This window comes from Amycolatopsis sp. CA-126428, assembly GCF_002904335.1.
In the GTDB taxonomy this organism is placed as follows: Bacteria; Actinomycetota; Actinomycetes; order Mycobacteriales; family Pseudonocardiaceae; genus Amycolatopsis.
The window spans coordinates 24,758-42,872 of the sequence record NZ_PPHF01000098.1; the positions used below are offsets into that span (position 1 = coordinate 24,758).

Genomic DNA, 18,115 nt, shown 5'->3' on the forward strand with positions numbered 1-18,115 from the left:
GTGCTCGAGAAAATGCGGTCAGCCCGGGAGACGGACCGGCATGAGGAGGTACAGGTAGCCGGGGACGACGTTGCCCTCGGCGTCGGCGGGCTTGATGAGCGCGGGGCGGTTCGGCGTGGTGAACGTCAGCTCCGCCCGGTCGCTGTGCAGCGCGCCCAGGCCGTCGACGAGGTAACCCGGGTTGAACGCGATCGTCACCGGCTCACCTTCGTAGTCGACCTGGAGTTCTTCCTCGGCGCTGCCCTCGTCGTCGCCGCCCGCGGACAACCGCAGTGTGTTGTCCCCGAATTCCAGTCGTACCTGAGTCCCCCGCTCGGCCACCAGCGAAACGCGCTTGATGCTCTCCGTGAGAGCCGACACGTCGATCACCGCGCGCGACGTGTGCGACGCGGGCAGCAGCTGGCGGTACGGCGGGAATTCCGCGTCGAGCAGGCGGGTCGTCGTGTAGCGCCCGGAACCGGACAGGCCGAGCAGGCCTTCACCGCTGGCGAGGGCGAGGCGGATCGTGGCGCCGCTGGCGCCGAGCGTCTTGGCCGCCTCGGCGAGGGTGCGCGCCGGGACGAGCACCGCGGCGTCGGCCAGGCCTTCGGCGGGCTGCCAGGTGAACTCGCGCATGGCGAGCCGGAACCGGTCGGTCGCGACCAGGGTCAGCGAGCTGCCGGAGATCTCGAGCCGCATGCCGGTGAGCATCGGCAGCGTGTCGTCCTTGCCCGCGGCGACGACGACCTGGGTGACGGCCTGGCCGAACGCGTCGCCGGCGAGCTCGCCCGCGAAGGCGGGCTGCGACGGCAGCTGCGGGTAGTCCTCGACCGGCATGGTCGGCAGGGAGAACCGCGCGGTGCCGCACGTGATGGTGGCGCGCGAGCCGTCGACGGAGATCTCGACCGGCTGCGCGGGCAGCGCCTTGGTGATGTCGGCCAGGAGGCGCCCGGACACGAGCAGGCGGCCGCCGTCGGCGATCGTCGCGGGGACCCCGACCGTGGCGGAGACCTCGTAGTCGAAGCCGGAGACCGTCAGCGCGTCGGTTTCGCCGTCCGAACCGGCGTCGAGGAGGACACCGCCCAGCACCGGCACCGGCGGCCGGGAGGGGAGGCTTCTGGCCACCCACGCGACGGCGTCGGCGAGCCCGTCACGCTCGACGCGGATCTTCATGCGCGCATCCTTTCGACGATCGAGCCCACTGCGGACCCGGACCAGGTGCAGGCGTCCACGGTAGGCCGTCGCGGGCGCCGCCGTCACCTCGGCCTCCCCTTGACTTTGTCGATATGACGACTCGATCTCGCAGCTGTCCCCAACTTCGTCCGCCGCCTGTTTTTGTTTTGTTCTCTCTCTTAGAAGATCTAAGGGCAGTAGCAGTAATAGGCGTTGTGGATTGTGTGGATTGAGCTCGTTCGCGCAGGTCGGACGGCTCGCGGGCGTGTGGAGAACCCTGGTGGCGGACCTGTGGGTAGATCGGGGCGTCCGTGGATGGTTTCGGGCATCCCCGGATTCGTCCACAGATGGGCCCGGTTGTCCCCACGGTTGTCCCCAGGTGTGGGGCGATTTGTACCCAGGGTCTGGGGGTGCCCGACGGGGTCCGAACCCCTCTTCCGAGTGATCGGCTCCTCCTGTGCACAGCATGTGGGCAACCTGTGGAATCAGCGTGGACAAGGGTGTGGATGCGCTGTGGATCACCTGTGGGCGGGGTGTGGAGGGAATTCGTGTCTGCGCTGGTGGGAGATCCGTTGGCACTGTGGGCAATCCGCCCACACGGTGGGGAAAACCCCTTGTGTACAAACAATTTTCACGAGTTTGGCGAAGCGCGCGTACACGCCTTCGCTGCTTCGCGGGCGTACGCGTGCTTCGGACGCTCCAAAGGCGACTGTGTCCAAGCACGGCTGTGTCCAAGCAAGACAAAGGGGCGTCCACAGTGCGTGGACGCCCCGAAGTCGTTGGGAGATAAGGGATGTGCTACTGGCGGGCGCGCTGCTTGATGCGCGAGGTCAGCTCCTGCACCTGGTCGTAGATCCGCCGGCGCTCGGCCATCTCCTTGCGGATCTTCTTGTCCGCGTGCATGACCGTCGTGTGGTCGCGGCCGCCGAACGTCTGCCCGATCTTCGGCAGCGACATGTCGGTGAGCTCGCGGCAGAGGTACATCGCGATCTGGCGGGACGTGGCGAGCGCCTTCGTCTTGCCGGGGCCGCACAGGTCGTCGAGCGTCACGTCGAAGAACTCGGAGATGACGCCCATGATGGTGGGCGCGGTGATCTCCGGGGCGTGGGAGTCGGGGATCAGGTCCCGCAGCACGATCTCCGCCAGCGCGGCGTCCACCGGCTGCTGGTTCAGCGACGCGAACGCCGTGACCCGGATCAGCGCGCCTTCGAGCTCCCGGATGTTCGCCTCGACGCGCGAGGCGATGAACTCCAGGACGTCGCCCGGCACCGCCAGCCTGTCCTGCGCCGCCTTCTTGCGGAGGATCGCGATGCGCGTCTCCAGTTCGGGCGGCTGGATGTCGGTGATGAGACCCCACTCGAACCGCGTCCGCAGCCGGTCCTCCAGCGTCTCGAGGCGCTTGGGCGGGCGGTCGGAGCTGACGACGATCTGCTTGTTCGCGTTGTGGAGGGTGTTGAAGGTGTGGAAGAACTCTTCCTGCGTACCTTCTTTGCCTTCCAGGAACTGGATGTCGTCGACGAGCAGGATGTCGATGTCGCGGTAGCGCCGCTGGAAGGCGACCTTGCGGTCGTCGCGCAGCGAGTTGATGAAGTCGTTGGTGAACTCTTCGGTCGAGACGTACCGGACGCGCATGCCGGGGAAGAGCCGTTGCGCGTAGTGGCCGACCGCGTGCAGCAGGTGCGTCTTGCCGAGCCCGGACTCGCCCCAGATGAAGAGGGGGTTGTACGCGCGGGCGGGCGCTTCGGCGACGGCGACCGCGGCCGCGTGCGCGAAGCGGTTGGACGCGCCGATGACGAACGTGTCGAAGGTGTACTTCTCGTTCAGCTTCGTCTTCGACGTCTGCGGCTGCGCCGGCGCGGTGTACGGCTGGCCGGCGATCGGCTGGCCGGAGAACGTCGGCCAGATCTCGTGGACCGCGGCGAGCGCTTCGCCCTCTTCGTCGACTTCTTCGTCGGTGTCGTCGCCGTCGTCCGGCTTCGGCGCGCCGGCCTGGTGCGCCGGCATCGGCATCGGCGGCCTCGGCTGCGGGGGTTCGGCGGGCCGGGGCGGCGGCATCATCGGCGCGCCGTTGGCCGGCATCGGCGGGGCCGGTTCGGGACTCGCGCCGTTTTCCACTCGGCCGGGTGACGGCGCGTAGTGAGGCGCGGGCGCCGGAGCGACGGCTTCGGCGCTGTCGACCTTCACCGCGAGGGAGATGGCGCGGCCGAGCCGCCGGGAGAGGGCTTCGGTGATCGCGCCGCGCAGCCCGCGTTCGATCGCTTCCTTCGCGAAGTCGCTGGGCGCCGCCAGGAGCGCCGTGCCGTCGAGCAGGCCGATCGGACGGGTCACGCGCATCCAGGCGCGCTGCTGGGGGGACAGGGTCCCGTCGGACAGTTCGCGTACCACCTGTTCCCAGATGACACCCAGATTGTGCTGGTGATCCGACACCTGTCTGGCTCCCCTCCCCTCGTCGGCGTGGACGGCCGAGCCGGCCCCGGCACTCCCCGGTCACTCCACCCGGCGATCACAGGAGACCTGTCCGCGCACCGGCACAGCGAATATCCACATAGTTGTCCACAGCTGTGCACTAATGTACGGCGACCCGCGGCGCTACCACCTGCGGGCTCGTCGTACGCCGGTGGGCACTCCACCACCCGGATACTCGTGCACCTCGACCGGTGACCCGAGAGAGGCACGCTAACAAGCCCCGCTCGTGGCCACAAGGCATCCTGGGCGGCCAGCATTTCACGGTGCACGGCCCGTTGCCATTCGGTGTCACGGCGTCGAACTTCGCGGGCACACCGGCCGGTCGCGTACCGTGGCCGAGGGGGTGCTTACCGGCCGCCCGACGGGGGTGCGTACCCTCGTAAGGTCTCCCGTATGCGACGGGTGCGTTTCGCGTGCCCACGTTGTCGTCGCTCGTCGTGACGAGGCCACACGTTGGTAGGAGACACCAGAGACTGCCGTGCGCCCGCACGACACGCCAGGTGGAAGAAGTAATTCTGCTTCCGGCGAGCGGGAACACGGACAACGCGAGACACAGGAGAAGCAGTGAGCAAGGGTAAGCGCACCTTCCAGCCGAACAACCGCCGCCGCGCGAAGGTCCACGGGTTCCGCCTGCGCATGCGGACCCGCGCCGGCCGGGCCATCCTGGCGGCCCGCCGTCGCAAGGGCCGCGGCGCGCTGTCCGCCTGATCGCCGGCCGAGGCGCGCCGTGCTGCCGGCTGCCGCACGCTTGCGGCGGAGTGAGGACTTCCGCGTGGTTCTCCGTCGCGGGTCCCGGGCAGGCAGGCGCCGCCTCGTCGTCCACGCGCTGACCACGGACCCGTCCGGGGCCGCCGACACTGTGCAATCCAACACCGTGCCGGCGGCCAGGGCGGGTTTTGTGGTGAGCAAGGCCGTCGGCAACTCGGTGGTCCGCCACCGCGTCAGCCGCCGGTTGCGTCATCTCGTTTCGGCCAGGCTCGGAACACTGCCCGCCGGCACCGCGTTGGTCGTACGGGCATTGCCGCCGTCGTCGACCGCTTCCAGCGCCGAGCTGGGATCCGATCTCGACGCCGCGTTGCGTCGGCTGGGGCTACTGTCGTCGCGCCGTCCGGCCGGGGATGTCCCCCGCCCGACGCGTCCCGCGGACGCGACCCCCGACCACGGATCAGCGGTGTGACCGGCATGCGAGCCACCCCCGAGCACGACCCAGCGCACGACCACCTCGATGACGACGTCGCCGAGCCGCCACGGCCCGGCCCGGTCGCCTGGGTCCTGCTGCTTCCCATCAAGCTCTACCGCAAGGCGATCTCGCCTTTCCTCCCGCCGGCTTGCCGGTTCTACCCGAGCTGCAGCGCGTACGCAGTCGAAGCCCTCACCCGGCACGGTGCCGGACGTGGCTCCTACCTCGCGTTGCGCCGGCTGCTGCGCTGCGGCCCGTGGACGCCACCCGGCCGTGACCCCGTGCCCGAGACGTTCTCGTGGCGACACCGCAGACCTGAAACACCGATCGAGGAGTAGCAGCAGTGCTCGATTTCATCTACTACCCCGTGTCCTTCATCCTCTGGTGTTGGCACAAGGTCTTCGGGTTCGTCTTCGGGGAATCGACCGCGGTCGCCTGGATCCTCGGCATCATCTTCCTGACGTTCACGGTCCGCGGCATCATGTTCAAGCCGTTCGTGAACCAGGTCCGGTCGATGAAGAAGATGCAGGACTTCGCGCCGGAGATGAAGAAGATCCAGAAGAAGTACGCGAGCGACCGGCAGCGCCAGGCCGCGGAGATGCAGAAGCTCCAGAAGGAGCACGGCGTCAACCCGCTGGGCAGCTGCCTGCCGATGCTGCTGCAGATCCCGGTGTTCATCGGCCTGAACCACGTCCTGCGCGCGTTCACGATGCCGCCGCCCGGTGGCGGCCCGAAGACCGAGAACTACTTCTTCAGCCAGCACGACGTCGAGTCCTACGTCAACGCGAAGCTGTTCGGCGTCAACCTCGGTGAAGCGGTCTACAACGGCGTCGGGGTCGTCAGCGGTGGCGCCACGAACGTCGGCTTCCACTGGAGCGTGCTCCCGGTCGCGCTACCGCTGATGATCGTCGCGTCGATCGCCACGCACCTCACCGCGCGGCACTCGGTGGCCCGGCAGAACGCCGCGTCGGCCACCCCGCAGACCGCGATCATGAACAAGCTGACGATGTACATCTTCCCGCTCGGTGTCCTCGTCTTCGGTGCCCTGTTCCCGCTCGGCCTCCTCTTCTACTGGCTGGCGAACAACGGCTGGACCCTGATGCAGCAGCGCCTCGTCTACACGAAGATCGACAAGGAAGAGGCGGCCCGCAAGGCGGAGGCCGCGGAGAAGCGCGCGACGCTCGGCCCGAAGCCGGGCCAGAAGCCCACCGCGCCGAAGGTCGGCCAGAAGCCGGTCCAGCAGAAGAAGAACCAGCCCGCTCAGACCGGCTCGGCCAAGAAGGTGACGAAGGCGGGCTCGGCCCACGGCTTCGCCCAGACCACGCCGGCGGAGGCGGCCGCCGCCGCTGCTGCCGCCGCCAAGGCGGACAGCGCGACCGTGGCGGACGCGGCGCCCGCCGACGCAGGTGGCCAGAACGGCTCGAAGGAAAACGGCACCGGCGTGCCGGGCCTTCTCAAAGACTCGACCAGGAAGTCGGGCCGGAAGCGCCGCTGAGGCGCGACCGGTTCGGAGAGGAGACGAATGATGTCGGAGACGATCGACACGATCGACGCCGATCAGGACGACGTGACCCCGGCCGACGGAGAAGCGGGCGAGCAGAAGGCTGGAGGTGGCGAAGACGTCCTCGTTCAGGAGGGCGACATCGCCGGCGACTACCTCGAGCGCCTGCTGGACCTGCTCGACTACGACGGTGACATCGACCTCGACGTTGAGGCCGGCCGCGCGATCGTGAGCATCGACGGCGGCGAGGACCTCGAGAAGCTCGTCGGCCCGCGCGGCACGGTGCTCGAGGCGCTGCAGGAGCTGACCCGCCTGGCGGTCCAGCAGGAGACGGGCTCCCGCAGCCGGCTGATGCTGGACATCGCGGGCTGGCGCGCGGACCGCCGCGAGGAGCTGCGCGAGCTCGGCCGCTCGACGGCGGAGTCGGTCCTGAAGAGCGGCGAGCGGGTGCGGCTGCAGCCGATGAGCCCGTTCGAGCGCAAGGTGGTCCACGACGCGGTGGCGACCGTTTCGGGCGTCACGAGCGAGAGTGAGGGCGAGGACCCGAAGCGCCGCGTGGTGATCTTCCCGGAGTCCTGAGACCCGGTTGTTCTGGAGCGGCCCCATCCGGCAGGTTCGGGTGGGGCCGCTTTCTTGTGTGCTAGGTGTGGCCCATGCGCCCCGCAGCCGGAGAGGTCCTGCACTTCTCGGAGGACCCGACGATCACCCGCTTCGCTCCGCACGTGGCAGCGACGGCGCGTCAGCCCGAGGCGTATGTCTGGGCGGTCGACGCGGTGCGGGCGCCGGACTACTGGTTCCCGCGGCAGTGCCCGCGCGCGATGGCGTGGGTGCTGCCGGAAACGGTGGAGCGGGATCGGGCGCTTCTCGGTCCGGGCGGCCACTCCCGCGTCCACGCGATCGAGTATGGATGGCTCGAGGCGATGCGGACGGTCCGGTTGTTCGCGTACCGCTTCGCGGCTTGGTCGTTCCGGCCGTTCGGCGAGCACGCGCATGCGATGGTGGCGGTGACGCCCGTGGAGCCTCTCGCCCCGCCGGAGCCGGTCGGCGATCTGCTCGCGCTCCATGCGTCGGCGGGGATCCAGTTGTGGGTGCTCCCCAACCTCTGGTCGTTCGTGGACGCGGCCGCCGGGAGCTCGCTGGGGTTCAGCGGCGTCCGGTTGGCCAACGCGACGGCTCGGCCGAGCGAATTACACGGGTGATGTTTCACGTGGAACGGTCCACGGCGGCGGCCGGCTGAGTGGAGTTGTCCACATCTGCGGACTGTCGGCTCGTTTTCTCCGGTTCATCGGGGACAATCGAACGAGCGCGGTTTCACGTGAAACCGGCGGACGAGGAGTGGGCGGAGTGAGCTTGGAGGAGGCCGCGGAGACCGTGCGGGCCGCGGCGGGACGAGTGTTCGGTGAACGCGTCGACCAAGCGGCCGGGTACGTCGAACTCCTGGAGCGGCATGGGGTCGAGCGCGGGCTGATCGGTCCGCGGGAGGTCGAACGGCTGTGGGAGCGGCACGTGCTCAACTCGGCGGTGATCGGCGAGCAGATGCCTCCGGGCGCTCGCGTCGTCGACGTCGGGTCGGGCGCGGGGCTTCCGGGTGTACCGCTGGCGATCGCGCGACCGGACCTCGATATCGTCTTGCTCGAACCGATGGCCCGCCGGGTGGACTGGCTGGCCGAGGTGGCCGAGAAGCTGGAACTCCCGATCACCATCGTCCGTGGACGCGCGGAGGAGCCGCCTGTGCGTGAGCAGCTCGGTGGCGCCGACATCGTCACCGCTCGCGCGGTCGCCCCGCTCGCTCGTCTCGCGGACTGGTGCCTGCCGCTGGTCCGACCCGATGGCTTCCTGGTCGCTCTCAAGGGCGCCAGCGCGGCGGACGAGATCGAGCGGGACGGTGCCGCCATCCGCAAGGCCGGCGGTGCCGATCCACTCATCGTCGAGTGTGGTGCGGCGGTCCTCGAGGTTCCCAGCACGGTCGTGAAGATCCGTCGTCTCCCGACAGCAAGCAAGCCGAAGGCGCGGAGCAGGAAGCGTTAACGGGTCGCGATGTTCCACGTGAAACGAAGCGACTCGACCACCGACCAGACGTCTAGATGGAGGAGGTGTCGAGACCGGTGAATCCCCCGCCGTCCGACTCCACGGAGACCAGCCACGACGTGGGCTGGACGCCGATCGCCGAAGAAGCCGCCCGCGCCGCCCGTCTGCTGCACCCCAAGGAGGGGTCGCTCCCCCGCCCCGGCCGCCGCCGGGTGATGACGGTGGCCAACCAGAAGGGCGGCGTCGGCAAAACCACCAGCACGGTCAACCTCGCCGCCGCGCTCGCGGTCCACGGGCTCAAGACGCTCGTCGTCGACCTCGACCCGCAGGGCAACGCGAGCACCGCGCTCGACGTCGACCACCGCTCCGGGACACCCTCCATCTACGAGGTGCTGATCGGCGAGGTGACGCTCGCGGAAGCGGCCCAGCCGACCGAGCAGTCCCCCAACCTCTTCTGCGTCCCCGCGACGATCGACCTGGCCGGCGCCGAGATCGAACTCGTCTCGATGGCGTCCCGCGAGTCCCGGCTCAAGGAGGCCATCTCCTCGGAGATCCTCGACGAGATCGGCGTCGACTACGTCCTCATCGACTGCCCGCCGTCGCTCGGCCTCCTGACGGTCAACGCGATGGTCGCCGCGCAGGAGGTGCTCATCCCGATCCAGTGCGAGTACTACGCGCTCGAAGGGCTCGGGCAGCTGCTGAGCAACATCGAGCTCGTGCAGCAGCACCTCAACCGCGAGCTCCGCGTCTCGACGATCCTCCTCACCATGTACGACGGCCGGACCAAGCTGGCCGATCAGGTGACGAACGAGGTGCGGAACCACTTCGGCGACACCGTGCTGAAGACCGTCATCCCCCGCAGCGTGAAGGTGTCCGAGGCACCCGGGTACGGCCAGACCGTGCTCGCCTACGACCCCGGTTCGCGCGGGGCGATGAGCTACGTCGACGCGGCCAAGGAGATCGCCGAGCGCGGCGCGCAGATGGAGAAAGGTAGTTCGACATGACCGAGCGTCGAGGAGGGCTGGGGCGCGGCCTCGCCGCCCTGATCCCGACCGGACCCACCGGTGGTGGTCCCCTGCCCGCACCCGGCGACACGGCGGCGGACAAGAAGGCGGCCGAGGAAAAGGGCTGGTTCGCGGCGAACGGTCAAGCGCAGCAGCACGCCGGTGAGGTCGCCGGCGCGGTCTACCGCGAGATCCCCGTCAGCTCGATCAAGCCGAACCCGAAGCAGCCGCGCCAGGTCTTCGACGAAGAGGCGCTCGCCGAACTCGAGCACTCGATCCGCGCGTTCGGGCTCATGCAGCCCATCGTCGTCCGCGAACTGGGGAACGACGAGTACGAGCTCGTCATGGGCGAGCGACGGCTGCGCGCCTCGCAGCAGGCCGAGCTCGAGGCGATTCCGGCGATCGTCCGGCAGACCGCCGACGAGTCGATGCTGCGCGACGCGCTGCTGGAGAACATCCACCGCGTCCAGCTGAACCCGCTCGAAGAGGCGGCGGCGTACCAGCAGCTGCTCGACGAGTTCGCGGTCACCCACGAGGAACTGGCGAGCCGGATCGGCCGCAGCCGGCCGGTCATCACCAACACGATCCGGCTCCTCAAGCTCCCCCTGCCGGTGCAGCGCCGGGTGGCCGCGGGCGTCCTGTCCGCGGGCCACGCGCGGGCGCTGCTGTCGCTGGAGGACGCCGAAAGCCAGGAGGAGCTCGCCGCGCGCATCGTCGCGGAGGGCATGTCGGTCCGGGCGACCGAGGAAGCCGTCACGCTCAAGAAGAGCGAGAAGCCGGCCAAGCCGAAGCCCGCGCCGCGCAAGCCGATCCAGGCGCCCGGATTGCAGGAGCTCGCGAACCGGCTCTCGGACCGCTTCGACACCCGCGTGAAGGTCGACCTCGGCCGCCGCAAGGGCCGGATCACGCTCGAGTTCGGGTCGGTCGACGACCTCGAGCGCATCGTCGCGATCATCGATGCGAATACGGCAAATCAGACACCGAAAACCGATTAGGGATCACCCCAGGGTGTTTCGTCACGGTGATGATTGCTCCTCGCGTCCGTGAGGACCACGATCAGTGATGATCATCGAGGACACGAAAAAGGCCACCGCGGAGGTTCCGCAGTGGCCTTTCGTGTGCGAAGGGTCAGCGAGAAATCGCGCGCCCGATGAGTTCGCCGAACACCGTGCCGAGCGACTTGCCCGCCGCGTCGATGGCCATCGGGACGGTCGACGTTTCGGTGAGGCCCGGCGACGGGTTCACTTCGAGGAAGTGGACCGCGCCGTCCGGGGCGACGATCGCGTCGGTCCGCGAGATGTCCCGCAGGCCGAGGACGCGGTGTGCGGCGACGGCCAGCTCGGCCACCGCCTTGGCCGCGGCGTCGTCGAGCCGGGCCGGGGTGAAGAAGTCGGTCAGGCCGGCCGTGTAGCGGGCCGTGTAGTCGTACACGCCGCTCTCCGGGACGATCTCGACCGCGGGGAGGGCCTCGGGCCCGTCCTCGCCCTCGATGACCGTCACGGCCACCTCGACGCCGTCCACGAACCGCTCGGCGAGCACGGTGTCCCCGTAGGCGAAGCAGCCGACCATCGCCGCCGGCAGTTCCGCCGCCTCGCGCACCACCTGGGTGCCGAGCGCCGAGCCGCCCTGGTCGGGCTTGAGGATCAGCGGCAGGCCGAGCGTCTCCACCATCGCGTCGAGCACCGCCTGGGCGCCGAGCTCGCGGAACGTGCTGTGCGGCAGCACCACCCAGCCCGGCGTCGTGAACCCGGCGTTCTCGATGAGCGCCTTCGCGGTCGGCTTGTCCCACGCGCGGCGGCAGCCCTGGGAGCCGGTGCCGACGAACGGCACGTCCAGCATCTCCAGGACCGTCTGCACCGAGCCGTTCTCGCCCTCGCCGCCGTGCAGGGCGACGACGACCGCGTCCGGCCGCTGGGTGCGCAGCCGCTCCAGCAGGCCGGCGTCGGTGTCCCACTCCTCGATGCCGAGGCCCTCGGACTTGAGCGCCGCGGAGAGCCGTCGCCCGGACCTCAGCGAGACGTCGCGTTCGTGCGAAAGCCCGCCGGCGAGCACGGCAACGGTACGGTCGACCACCGTGAAAACTCCTTAGCTGAAAGAACTAGACCGTGTCCGGGGACGGGTTCTGCGGCCCCTGGATCCGGCGCGAGCCCACGTTACCGAAGGTGCGGGCGAGGTCCATTTCGGACTCCAGCACCGCCGCCAGCCGCCGCACGCCCTCGCGGATGCGCTCCGGCGTCGGGTAGCAGTAGGACAGCCGCATCTGGCGGCTGCCGAACCCGTCGGCGTAGAAGCCCGTTCCGGACGCATACGCCACCCGGGCGGTCACCGCGCGCGGCAGCATCGCCTTCGTGTCGACGCCTTCCGGCACCGTCACCCAGACGTAGAAGCCGCCGTCCGGCTTGGTCCACGAGCAGCCCGGGGGCAGGTACTGGTCGAGCGCGGAGAGGATCGCGTCACGCCGGTCGCGGTAGTTCTCGCGGAACTTCTTGATCTGGCCCTTCCAGTCGTGCGTGGCCAGGTAGCGCGAGACGATCATCTGGTTGAACGTCGGCGGGCACAGCGTCGCCGACTCCGCGGCGAGCACGAGCTTCTCGCGCACCGCGTGCGGCGCGAGCACCCAGCCGACGCGCAGGCCGGAGGCGAACGTCTTCGAGAACGAGCCGAGGTACACGACGTTGTCGGGATCGGTCGACCGCAGCGCCGGGTACGTCTGCCCGTCGAAGCCGAGCAACCCGTACGGGTTGTCTTCGACGACCAGGACGCCGTGCGTGCGGCAGATCTCCAGGATCTCCGCGCGGCGCTCGACGGCCAGCGTGACGCCGGCGGGGTTGTGGAAGTTCGGGATCGTGTAGAGGAACTTGACGCGGCGGCCGGCCTTCTCCGTCCGGTCGAGCGCCTCGCGCAGCAGTTCCGGCACCAGGCCGTGGTCGTCCATCGCCACGTGCACGACCTGCGCCTGGTAGGCGGCGAACGAGCCCAGCGCGCCCACGTACGAGGGACCTTCGGCGATCACGACGTCACCCGGGTCGCAGAACAGCCGCGTGACCATGTCCAGGCCCATCTGCGAGCCGACGGTCACCACGACGTCGTCCGGGTGCGCTTTGATGCCCTCCAGGGCCATGATCTCGCAGATCTGCTCGCGCAGCGCCGGGATGCCGTGCGCCGAGCCGTACTGCAGCGCCACCAGGCCGTCTTCGGCGATGATCTCGGCCACCTGCGCCGACAGCGTGTCGAGCGGGAGGGCCGCCAGGTTCGGCATGCCGCCGGCCAGCGAAACCACCTCGGGCCGGCTGGCCACCGCGAACAGCGCCCGGATCTCCGAGGCGGTCATCCCGGCGGTGCGCGCGGCGTACCGCTCCAGGTGCGGATCGAGGTTCTGACGGCCGCTCTGCGGCTTGCTGGGGCGGTTCTCGGTCATCGACGTTCACCCGGGGCTAGGCGGACACGGTCACTCCCGCGGGAGCTGGTAGATCCCATCGAGTGTAACCGGGCACCCATCAGGACCCCCTGGCCTTTCGGTGCTCGTCACATCGGCCTATCCTCGACCATGGCTCTCGTGTTCGTGCCGTGGATCTCGCGCGGCTTGACGAGCGGGCAGCCGGTCGGGAGCGCAGGTCAGGGGAGGTCGCGAGTGTCGCGTCGCGTCGTGGGCGTCACACTGGACAACCTGGAGCACCTGCCGAAGAGCTGTCGCCGGTGCGTGTACTGGGAGCTCGCGCCCCACCTCAAGCACCAGGCCGAGGAGTTCGGCGCGACCGAGGTCGAGAAGGAAGCCTGGGTCTCGAGCGTGCTGCTCGAGTGGGGTTCCTGCGGCCGCATCGTCTACAGCGACACGCTGCCGGTCGGGTTCGTGCTGTACGCCCCGCCGAACGCCGTCCCGCGCGCACTGGCCTTCCCGACGTCGCCGCCGAGTGCCGACGCCGTCCTGCTGACCGCCTTCCAGGTGCTGCCCGAGTTCCGCGGCGGTGGCCTCGGCCGGATGCTCGTCCAGGCGGTCGCCAAGGACCTGACCAAGCGGGGCGTCCGCGCCATCGAGGCGTTCGGTGACGCTCGTCCCGACGAAGCCGACCCCGACGGCGGCCACAGCTGCGTCCTGCCGGCGGCCTTCCTGCAGAGCGTGGGCTTCAAGACGGTCCGCCCGCACCAGAAGTGGCCCCGGCTGCGCCTCGAGCTGCGTTCGGCGATCACCTGGAAGGAAGACGTCGAGGCGGCCCTGGAGCGGCTGCTCGGCCAGGTGACCATCACCACCGCCGAGCCGAGCCTCGGCCGCGCCTGATCGCTCATCCGCAAACGTTTGCGCCTGCGCTTCGGCATGCCGTAACGCCGGTGTGCACAACTGTGGAAGAAGTGCCGAGTTATCCACAGAGCGCTGATAGGAGCGGTGGAAAACCTGTGGAGAACTACCCCGAAACCTGGGGACGCGCGCGTGGCGTCCCCAGGGGTGGTGGGGCAGGTGAAGGAGAGCCGCTAGGGGTTGTGGTCGACCCTATTCGGCCTTCGCGAGCTCGTGCGCCAGGACGTCGGCGAACGTGAACGTGCCCGTCGGCTGGTCGCCTTCGCCGAGCAGGTACAGGCGCTTGACGGCGATCAGGATGCCCTCCGCGACGATGTCGCGGAACGCCGGGTCGCCGAGCTTGCGGGCGTCGTCCGGGTTCGTCAGGTAGCCGATCTCGATCCGGACCGCCGGGCAGCGGGTGCGGGTGAAGATGTCCCACGACTTGTAGTGCGTGCGGTTGTCCTGCAGGCCCGTGCGGGCCGCGACCTCGCGCTGGATGAAGCCGGCCAGCAGCTCGCCCACCGTGGACGTCGTGCCGTTGCCGTTGCCGAAGTGGAAGCTCGCGACGCCCTGCGCGCGCGGCGAGGCGTTCTTGTCGCTGTGCAGCGAGAGGAACAGGTCGGCGCCCGCGTCGTTGGCGAACTTGGCGCGCTCCAGCTCGGTGGGGCTCTGGTTCGGGCCGCGGGAGATCAGCGCCTCCATGCCGGCGGCCTTCATCCGGCCTTCGAGCCGGCGGGCGAGGTCCCACGCGATGTCGGCCTCGCGCAGGCCGCCGGCGACCACGCCGAGGTCGTCGCCGCCGTGGCCCGGGTCGATCACGATGCGCTTGCCGCGCAGCCGCGGCCCGGCCTGGCGCACCTGCTCCTGCTCGCGCAGGAACACGGGGCGCCCGCCCCGGGCCCGCGGCGAGGACAGGCGGTGCAGCTCGCGGATGGTCGCCGGACCGCACATGCCGTCCGGCGTCAGGCGCATGTCGCGCTGGAACGTCTTGAGCGCGCGCTCGGTCTGGGGACCGAAGTAGCCGTCGGGGCGGCCGGCGTCGAAGCCGAGCTCGGTGAGCCGCTCCTGCAGGGTGAAGACGTCGTCGCCGTGGACGGGCGAGGCGATCATGTACGACAGCGGGCGGCTGCCCAGGTGGTAGCTGGCGCCCTTGAGCGCCTGGAACGTAGCCGGACCCACGATGCCGTCGGTCATCAGCCCACGACGCTGCTGGAAGGCACGAACGGCGTGCTCCACGGCGACGTCGAACGTGTCGTAGTCGTCGGTACCGGTGACCGGCGGGAGCAGGTCCATCCCGGCCAGGATGGACCTGATCTCGGCGACGTCCGGACCGGCGTCACCGCGGCGGAGTACCCGCATGCACTCCTCGCTCTTCCTCAGGCACCGGATTCGGGGGCTCGGTGCGTGGCAGGATTTCGGAAAACCTTCGCTGGGACGAGCCCAGGTCCTCTATTGTGCCTTGCCAACTCTGGGTGACAGCGTAGGCCCGGTAGGTGAGTCAAGAACCCGTTCGTGGAGTACCCACGCTGGCTGCTGTCACGCTCGATTAAGCAACATCGTTGAGATTAGCCCGAATGACGAACGAACCCGGGGCCCGCAGGAGGGTTCCCGCAGGCCCCGGGTTCGCCGGGCTGGTTCGGTTCAGAGGACGTCGGCGAGGTCCGACAGCAGCGCGGCCTTCGGCTTCGCGCCCACGATCTGCTTCACCGGCTTGCCGCCCTGGAACAGGATGAGCGTCGGGATCGACATCACCTGGTAGTCACGCGGCGTGTTCGGGTTCTCGTCGATGTCGATCTTGGCGATGGTCAGCTTCTCGCCGTTCTCGGCCGCGATCTCCTCGAGCACCGGGGCGACCATCTTGCACGGTCCGCACCAGGTGGCCCAGAAGTCGACGAGGACCGGCTTCTCGCTGGTCAGGACCTCGTCGACGAACGTCGCGTCGGTCACCTTGACGGTGTTGGCCATGGTTTCTCCTTCAGGGGTGGTTGAACGCCGGAAAGTCAGTTGGTGCTCGCGCCGTACCCGCCGCCGACCAGCTCGGGGGCCTCGTGCGCGTCCGATTCGCCGTGCTCGGCGAGCCATCGTTCCGCGTCGATCGCGGCGGTGCACCCGGAACCCGCGGCGGTGATCGCCTGCCGGTAGGTGCGGTCGACCAGATCGCCGGCCGCGAAGACACCGTCGAGGTTCGTGTACGACGTCCGGCCCTGGGTGACGACGTAGCCGTCCTCGTCCACGTCGACCTGCCCGCGCACCAGCTCGCTGCGGGGGTCGTGCCCGATCGCGACGAAGAAGCCGGACACGTCCAGCGTCGACTCGGAGCCGTCCTTGGTGTCCTTCAGCTGCAGGCCTTCGACCTTGCCGTCGCCGAGCACCCCGGTGATCTCGGAGTTCAGCTTCCACTTGATCTTCTCGTTCGCGCGGGCGCGCTCGAGCATGATCTTGGACGCGCGGAACTCGTCACGCCGGTGGACGACGGTGACGGACTTCGCGAACTTCGTCAGGAAGGTCGCCTCCTCCATCGCAGAATCACCGCCACCGGCGACCACGATGTCGTGGTCGCGGAAGAAGAAGCCGTCACAGGTCGCACAGGCCGACACACCGCGGCCGAGCAGCTCCTGCTCGCCCGGGACGTTCAGGTACCGCGCCGCGGCACCCATGGCGAGGATGACCGCGCGGGCGGCGTAGCGCTTGCCGTTCGCGACGACGTACTTGACGTCCCCGGTCAGCTCCAGCGACTCGACGTCCTCCGCGCGCAGCTCGGCGCCGAAGCGCTCGGCCTGCTTGCGCATCTCCTCCATCAGGTCCGGACCCATGATGCCGTCGCGGAACCCGGGGAAGTTCTCGACCTCGGTCGTCGTCATCAGCGCGCCGCCGAACTGCGTGCCCTCGAACACCAGCGGTTCCAGCTGGGCCCGCGCCGCGTAGACGGCAGCGGTGTATCCGGCAGGACCCGACCCGACAACGATCAGGTTCCTGATTTCCTCGGCAGCCACCGTGACCTCCGCTCGTAGTGACCTGTACCAGGCTCAACACGATGGTAGGTGGCCATGTTCCCGCGGGTGACAGCCGCTACTTCTCCCCGACGACCTTGTCGAACAGCACGGCCGGATTTCCGGGCCCGCAGTCGGCGCCGAAGGCCACCAGGCGGAACTGCGCGAGCTTGCCGGTGGTCAGGATGATCATGACTCCGGCCTTGCCGCCCACGTTCACCGGGCGGATGCCCTCGGGACGCACCTTCGGGTCCAGCCCGGCGGCCGCGATGCACGCGTCCAGGCGGTCCTCGTTCTGCAGCGGGCCGAAGTCGCGGACGCCGATGGCCTTGCCGACCAGGGCCTGCGCGCCGGCACCGTCGTTGCCGACCGACGGGCCCGTCGGGGCCGCCACGTTCGGGGTGCCTGGCTGCTGCGCGGTGCCAGGGATCGCGATGGTCACGGCGACGACCGCCGCCGCGGCCGCGGTCAGGACGCCGGCGGCCCAGACGAGCCGCTTGTTCCGGCGCCGCCGGGCCGCCGCGAGGTCCAGTACCGGGGCGTCCCCGGGCCCGGCCTGCCGCGGTGCCTGCGTGGCGCTTCGGGGACCGGCCTGGCCGGGAAAGGCGGCCGCTGCTTCGGCGGCGAGGGCCGCGTCCAGCCGGGCGGCGAACTCCGCGGGCATCCGCGGGGCCGGCGCGTCCGCCAGGGACGCGAGGTCGGCCTGGGTGGCGTCGAGGGCGTCCAGGATCGCCCGGGCTTCGGGATCGGCGTTGACCAGCGGCCACAGCTCCGCCGCGCGCGTGTCGTCCAGGACACCGGCGTGGAGGTCGGCGAGCACGTCGACAGACCAGGGCGGACCGATGGTCCCCCCGATCCCCCGGCTTTCGTCCGTCATCGTCCCTCCCCGCTACCCGGCTGACGCCCGGCCCGTTTGCTTTCGTGAGTTGGGACGTTCGCAATCGCATCGGGGTTCCGCAGGTGCCCGAGAACCTTCGCGAGTTTCCCGCGGCCCCGTGCGCACCGGCTCTTCACCGTGCCCTCGGCGATGCCGAGCATCTTGGCCGTCTCGGCGACGGAGTATCCCTCGACGTCGACCAGCACGATCGGGGCACGCTGGTCTTCGGGCAGCTGGTCGAGCGCCTCGCGCACGAGCAGGCTGGTCTCCCGCTCGGCCATCGAGTCGCGGGGGGTGGCGGGCTCGTTGAAGCCGGTCTCCGGCAGCGGCACCGTCGGGCGCGCCTGGCGGCGGCGGATCCGGTCGAGGCAGGCGTTGACCACGATCCGGTGCAGCCACGTCGTGACCTGCGACTCCGCCCGGAAGTTCCCGGCCGCGCGGAACGCCGAGATGAAGGCGTCCTGCAACGCGTCGGCGGCCTCTTCCGGGTCGCGGACCGTGCGCAGCGCGACCGCCCACATGCGGTCGCGATGTCGCTGGACGAGTTCGCTGAACGCATGAGGGTCCCCCGCGGCGTGAGCCGCTATCAGATCCGCATCCGTGGGAGCTGCAGCTGTCACCCGCGAGAGCCTACTGACCCT

19 protein-coding genes are annotated in these 18,115 nt (G+C 69.7%); 10 read left to right on the forward strand and 9 right to left on the reverse strand.

The window, feature by feature from the left end; all coding sequences use genetic code 11:
- Positions 1-18 precede the first annotated feature (18 nt).
- Both dnaN and dnaA read right to left on the reverse strand, forming a co-directional pair.
- A complete protein-coding gene (dnaN, locus tag C2L58_RS25775) occupies positions 19-1,152 on the reverse strand; it encodes a DNA polymerase III subunit beta (RefSeq protein ID WP_103340207.1) in 1,134 nt (377 codons plus the stop codon).
- Between the two features lie 798 nt (positions 1,153-1,950).
- On the reverse strand, positions 1,951-3,579 hold the full coding sequence (gene dnaA / locus C2L58_RS25780) for a chromosomal replication initiator protein DnaA (protein WP_103340209.1): 1,629 nt from the start codon (positions 3,577-3,579) through the stop codon (positions 1,951-1,953).
- Between the two features lie 603 nt (positions 3,580-4,182).
- Here dnaA and rpmH point away from each other — a divergent pair.
- From rpmH to C2L58_RS25825, 9 genes are all read left to right on the forward strand, one after another.
- The gene (gene rpmH, locus C2L58_RS25785) at positions 4,183-4,326 is read left to right on the forward strand and encodes a 50S ribosomal protein L34 (RefSeq protein ID WP_103340210.1); all 144 of its coding nucleotides are present in this window, start codon (positions 4,183-4,185) and stop codon (positions 4,324-4,326) included.
- A 19-nt stretch (positions 4,327-4,345) separates the two neighbouring features.
- On the forward strand, positions 4,346-4,795 hold the full coding sequence (gene rnpA / locus C2L58_RS25790; protein ID WP_103340211.1) for a ribonuclease P protein component: 450 nt from the start codon (positions 4,346-4,348) through the stop codon (positions 4,793-4,795).
- Positions 4,796-4,800: 5 nt separating this feature from the next.
- Positions 4,801-5,136 (forward strand): membrane protein insertion efficiency factor YidD, encoded by a 336-nt coding sequence (gene yidD / locus C2L58_RS25795; protein WP_103340380.1) that lies wholly within the window; start codon positions 4,801-4,803, stop codon positions 5,134-5,136.
- 5 nt (positions 5,137-5,141) lie between these two features.
- On the forward strand, positions 5,142-6,293 hold the full coding sequence (gene yidC, locus C2L58_RS25800) for a membrane protein insertase YidC (RefSeq protein WP_103340213.1): 1,152 nt from the start codon (positions 5,142-5,144) through the stop codon (positions 6,291-6,293).
- A gap of 30 nt (positions 6,294-6,323) precedes the next feature.
- A complete protein-coding gene (locus C2L58_RS25805; protein WP_199191437.1) occupies positions 6,324-6,878 on the forward strand; it encodes a Jag family protein in 555 nt (184 codons plus the stop codon).
- A 74-nt stretch (positions 6,879-6,952) separates the two neighbouring features.
- Positions 6,953-7,498, forward strand: coding sequence for a DUF6886 family protein (locus tag C2L58_RS25810; RefSeq protein ID WP_103340216.1), 546 nt, complete (start codon positions 6,953-6,955; stop codon positions 7,496-7,498).
- A gap of 145 nt (positions 7,499-7,643) precedes the next feature.
- Entirely contained in the window at positions 7,644-8,327 is a 684-nt protein-coding gene (gene rsmG, locus C2L58_RS25815) for a 16S rRNA (guanine(527)-N(7))-methyltransferase RsmG (protein ID WP_103340217.1), read from the forward strand.
- Positions 8,328-8,404: 77 nt separating this feature from the next.
- Positions 8,405-9,331 carry a ParA family protein gene (locus C2L58_RS25820; RefSeq protein WP_103340381.1) on the forward strand — a complete coding sequence of 309 codons (927 nt, stop codon included), beginning with the start codon at positions 8,405-8,407 and terminating at the stop codon, positions 9,329-9,331.
- Entirely contained in the window at positions 9,328-10,326 is a 999-nt protein-coding gene (locus C2L58_RS25825; protein WP_103340218.1) for a ParB/RepB/Spo0J family partition protein, read from the forward strand. Before C2L58_RS25820 ends, C2L58_RS25825 begins: the two co-directional genes overlap by 4 nt.
- A 133-nt stretch (positions 10,327-10,459) precedes the next feature.
- Here the strand turns inward: C2L58_RS25825 and C2L58_RS25830 are convergent, their stop codons facing one another.
- Both C2L58_RS25830 and C2L58_RS25835 read right to left on the reverse strand, forming a co-directional pair.
- The gene (locus tag C2L58_RS25830) at positions 10,460-11,404 is read right to left on the reverse strand and encodes a D-alanine--D-alanine ligase family protein (protein ID WP_103340220.1); all 945 of its coding nucleotides are present in this window, start codon (positions 11,402-11,404) and stop codon (positions 10,460-10,462) included.
- Positions 11,405-11,429: 25 nt separating this feature from the next.
- Positions 11,430-12,749, reverse strand: coding sequence for an aminotransferase-like domain-containing protein (locus tag C2L58_RS25835; RefSeq protein ID WP_103340221.1), 1,320 nt, complete (start codon positions 12,747-12,749; stop codon positions 11,430-11,432).
- A 213-nt stretch (positions 12,750-12,962) separates the two neighbouring features.
- On the opposite strand from C2L58_RS25835, the gene C2L58_RS25840 reads away from it, so the two are divergent.
- The gene (locus C2L58_RS25840) at positions 12,963-13,607 is read left to right on the forward strand and encodes a GNAT family N-acetyltransferase (protein WP_013231060.1); all 645 of its coding nucleotides are present in this window, start codon (positions 12,963-12,965) and stop codon (positions 13,605-13,607) included.
- A gap of 210 nt (positions 13,608-13,817) precedes the next feature.
- Here the strand turns inward: C2L58_RS25840 and C2L58_RS25845 are convergent, their stop codons facing one another.
- The 5 genes from C2L58_RS25845 to sigM form a co-directional block, all read right to left on the reverse strand.
- Positions 13,818-14,966, reverse strand: a complete 1,149-nt coding sequence (locus tag C2L58_RS25845; RefSeq protein ID WP_103340222.1) for an N-acetylmuramoyl-L-alanine amidase — start codon at positions 14,964-14,966, stop codon at positions 13,818-13,820.
- A gap of 282 nt (positions 14,967-15,248) precedes the next feature.
- A complete protein-coding gene (trxA, locus tag C2L58_RS25850) occupies positions 15,249-15,572 on the reverse strand; it encodes a thioredoxin (protein ID WP_003082899.1) in 324 nt (107 codons plus the stop codon).
- Between the two features lie 35 nt (positions 15,573-15,607).
- Positions 15,608-16,600 (reverse strand): thioredoxin-disulfide reductase, encoded by a 993-nt coding sequence (gene trxB, locus C2L58_RS25855; protein ID WP_103340223.1) that lies wholly within the window; start codon positions 16,598-16,600, stop codon positions 15,608-15,610.
- 76 nt (positions 16,601-16,676) lie between these two features.
- Positions 16,677-17,474 (reverse strand): hypothetical protein, encoded by a 798-nt coding sequence (locus tag C2L58_RS25860; protein ID WP_103340225.1) that lies wholly within the window; start codon positions 17,472-17,474, stop codon positions 16,677-16,679.
- Positions 17,471-18,094 (reverse strand): RNA polymerase sigma factor SigM, encoded by a 624-nt coding sequence (gene sigM / locus C2L58_RS25865; RefSeq protein ID WP_034284380.1) that lies wholly within the window; start codon positions 18,092-18,094, stop codon positions 17,471-17,473. Before sigM ends, C2L58_RS25860 begins: the two co-directional genes overlap by 4 nt.
- Positions 18,095-18,115 lie beyond the last annotated feature (21 nt).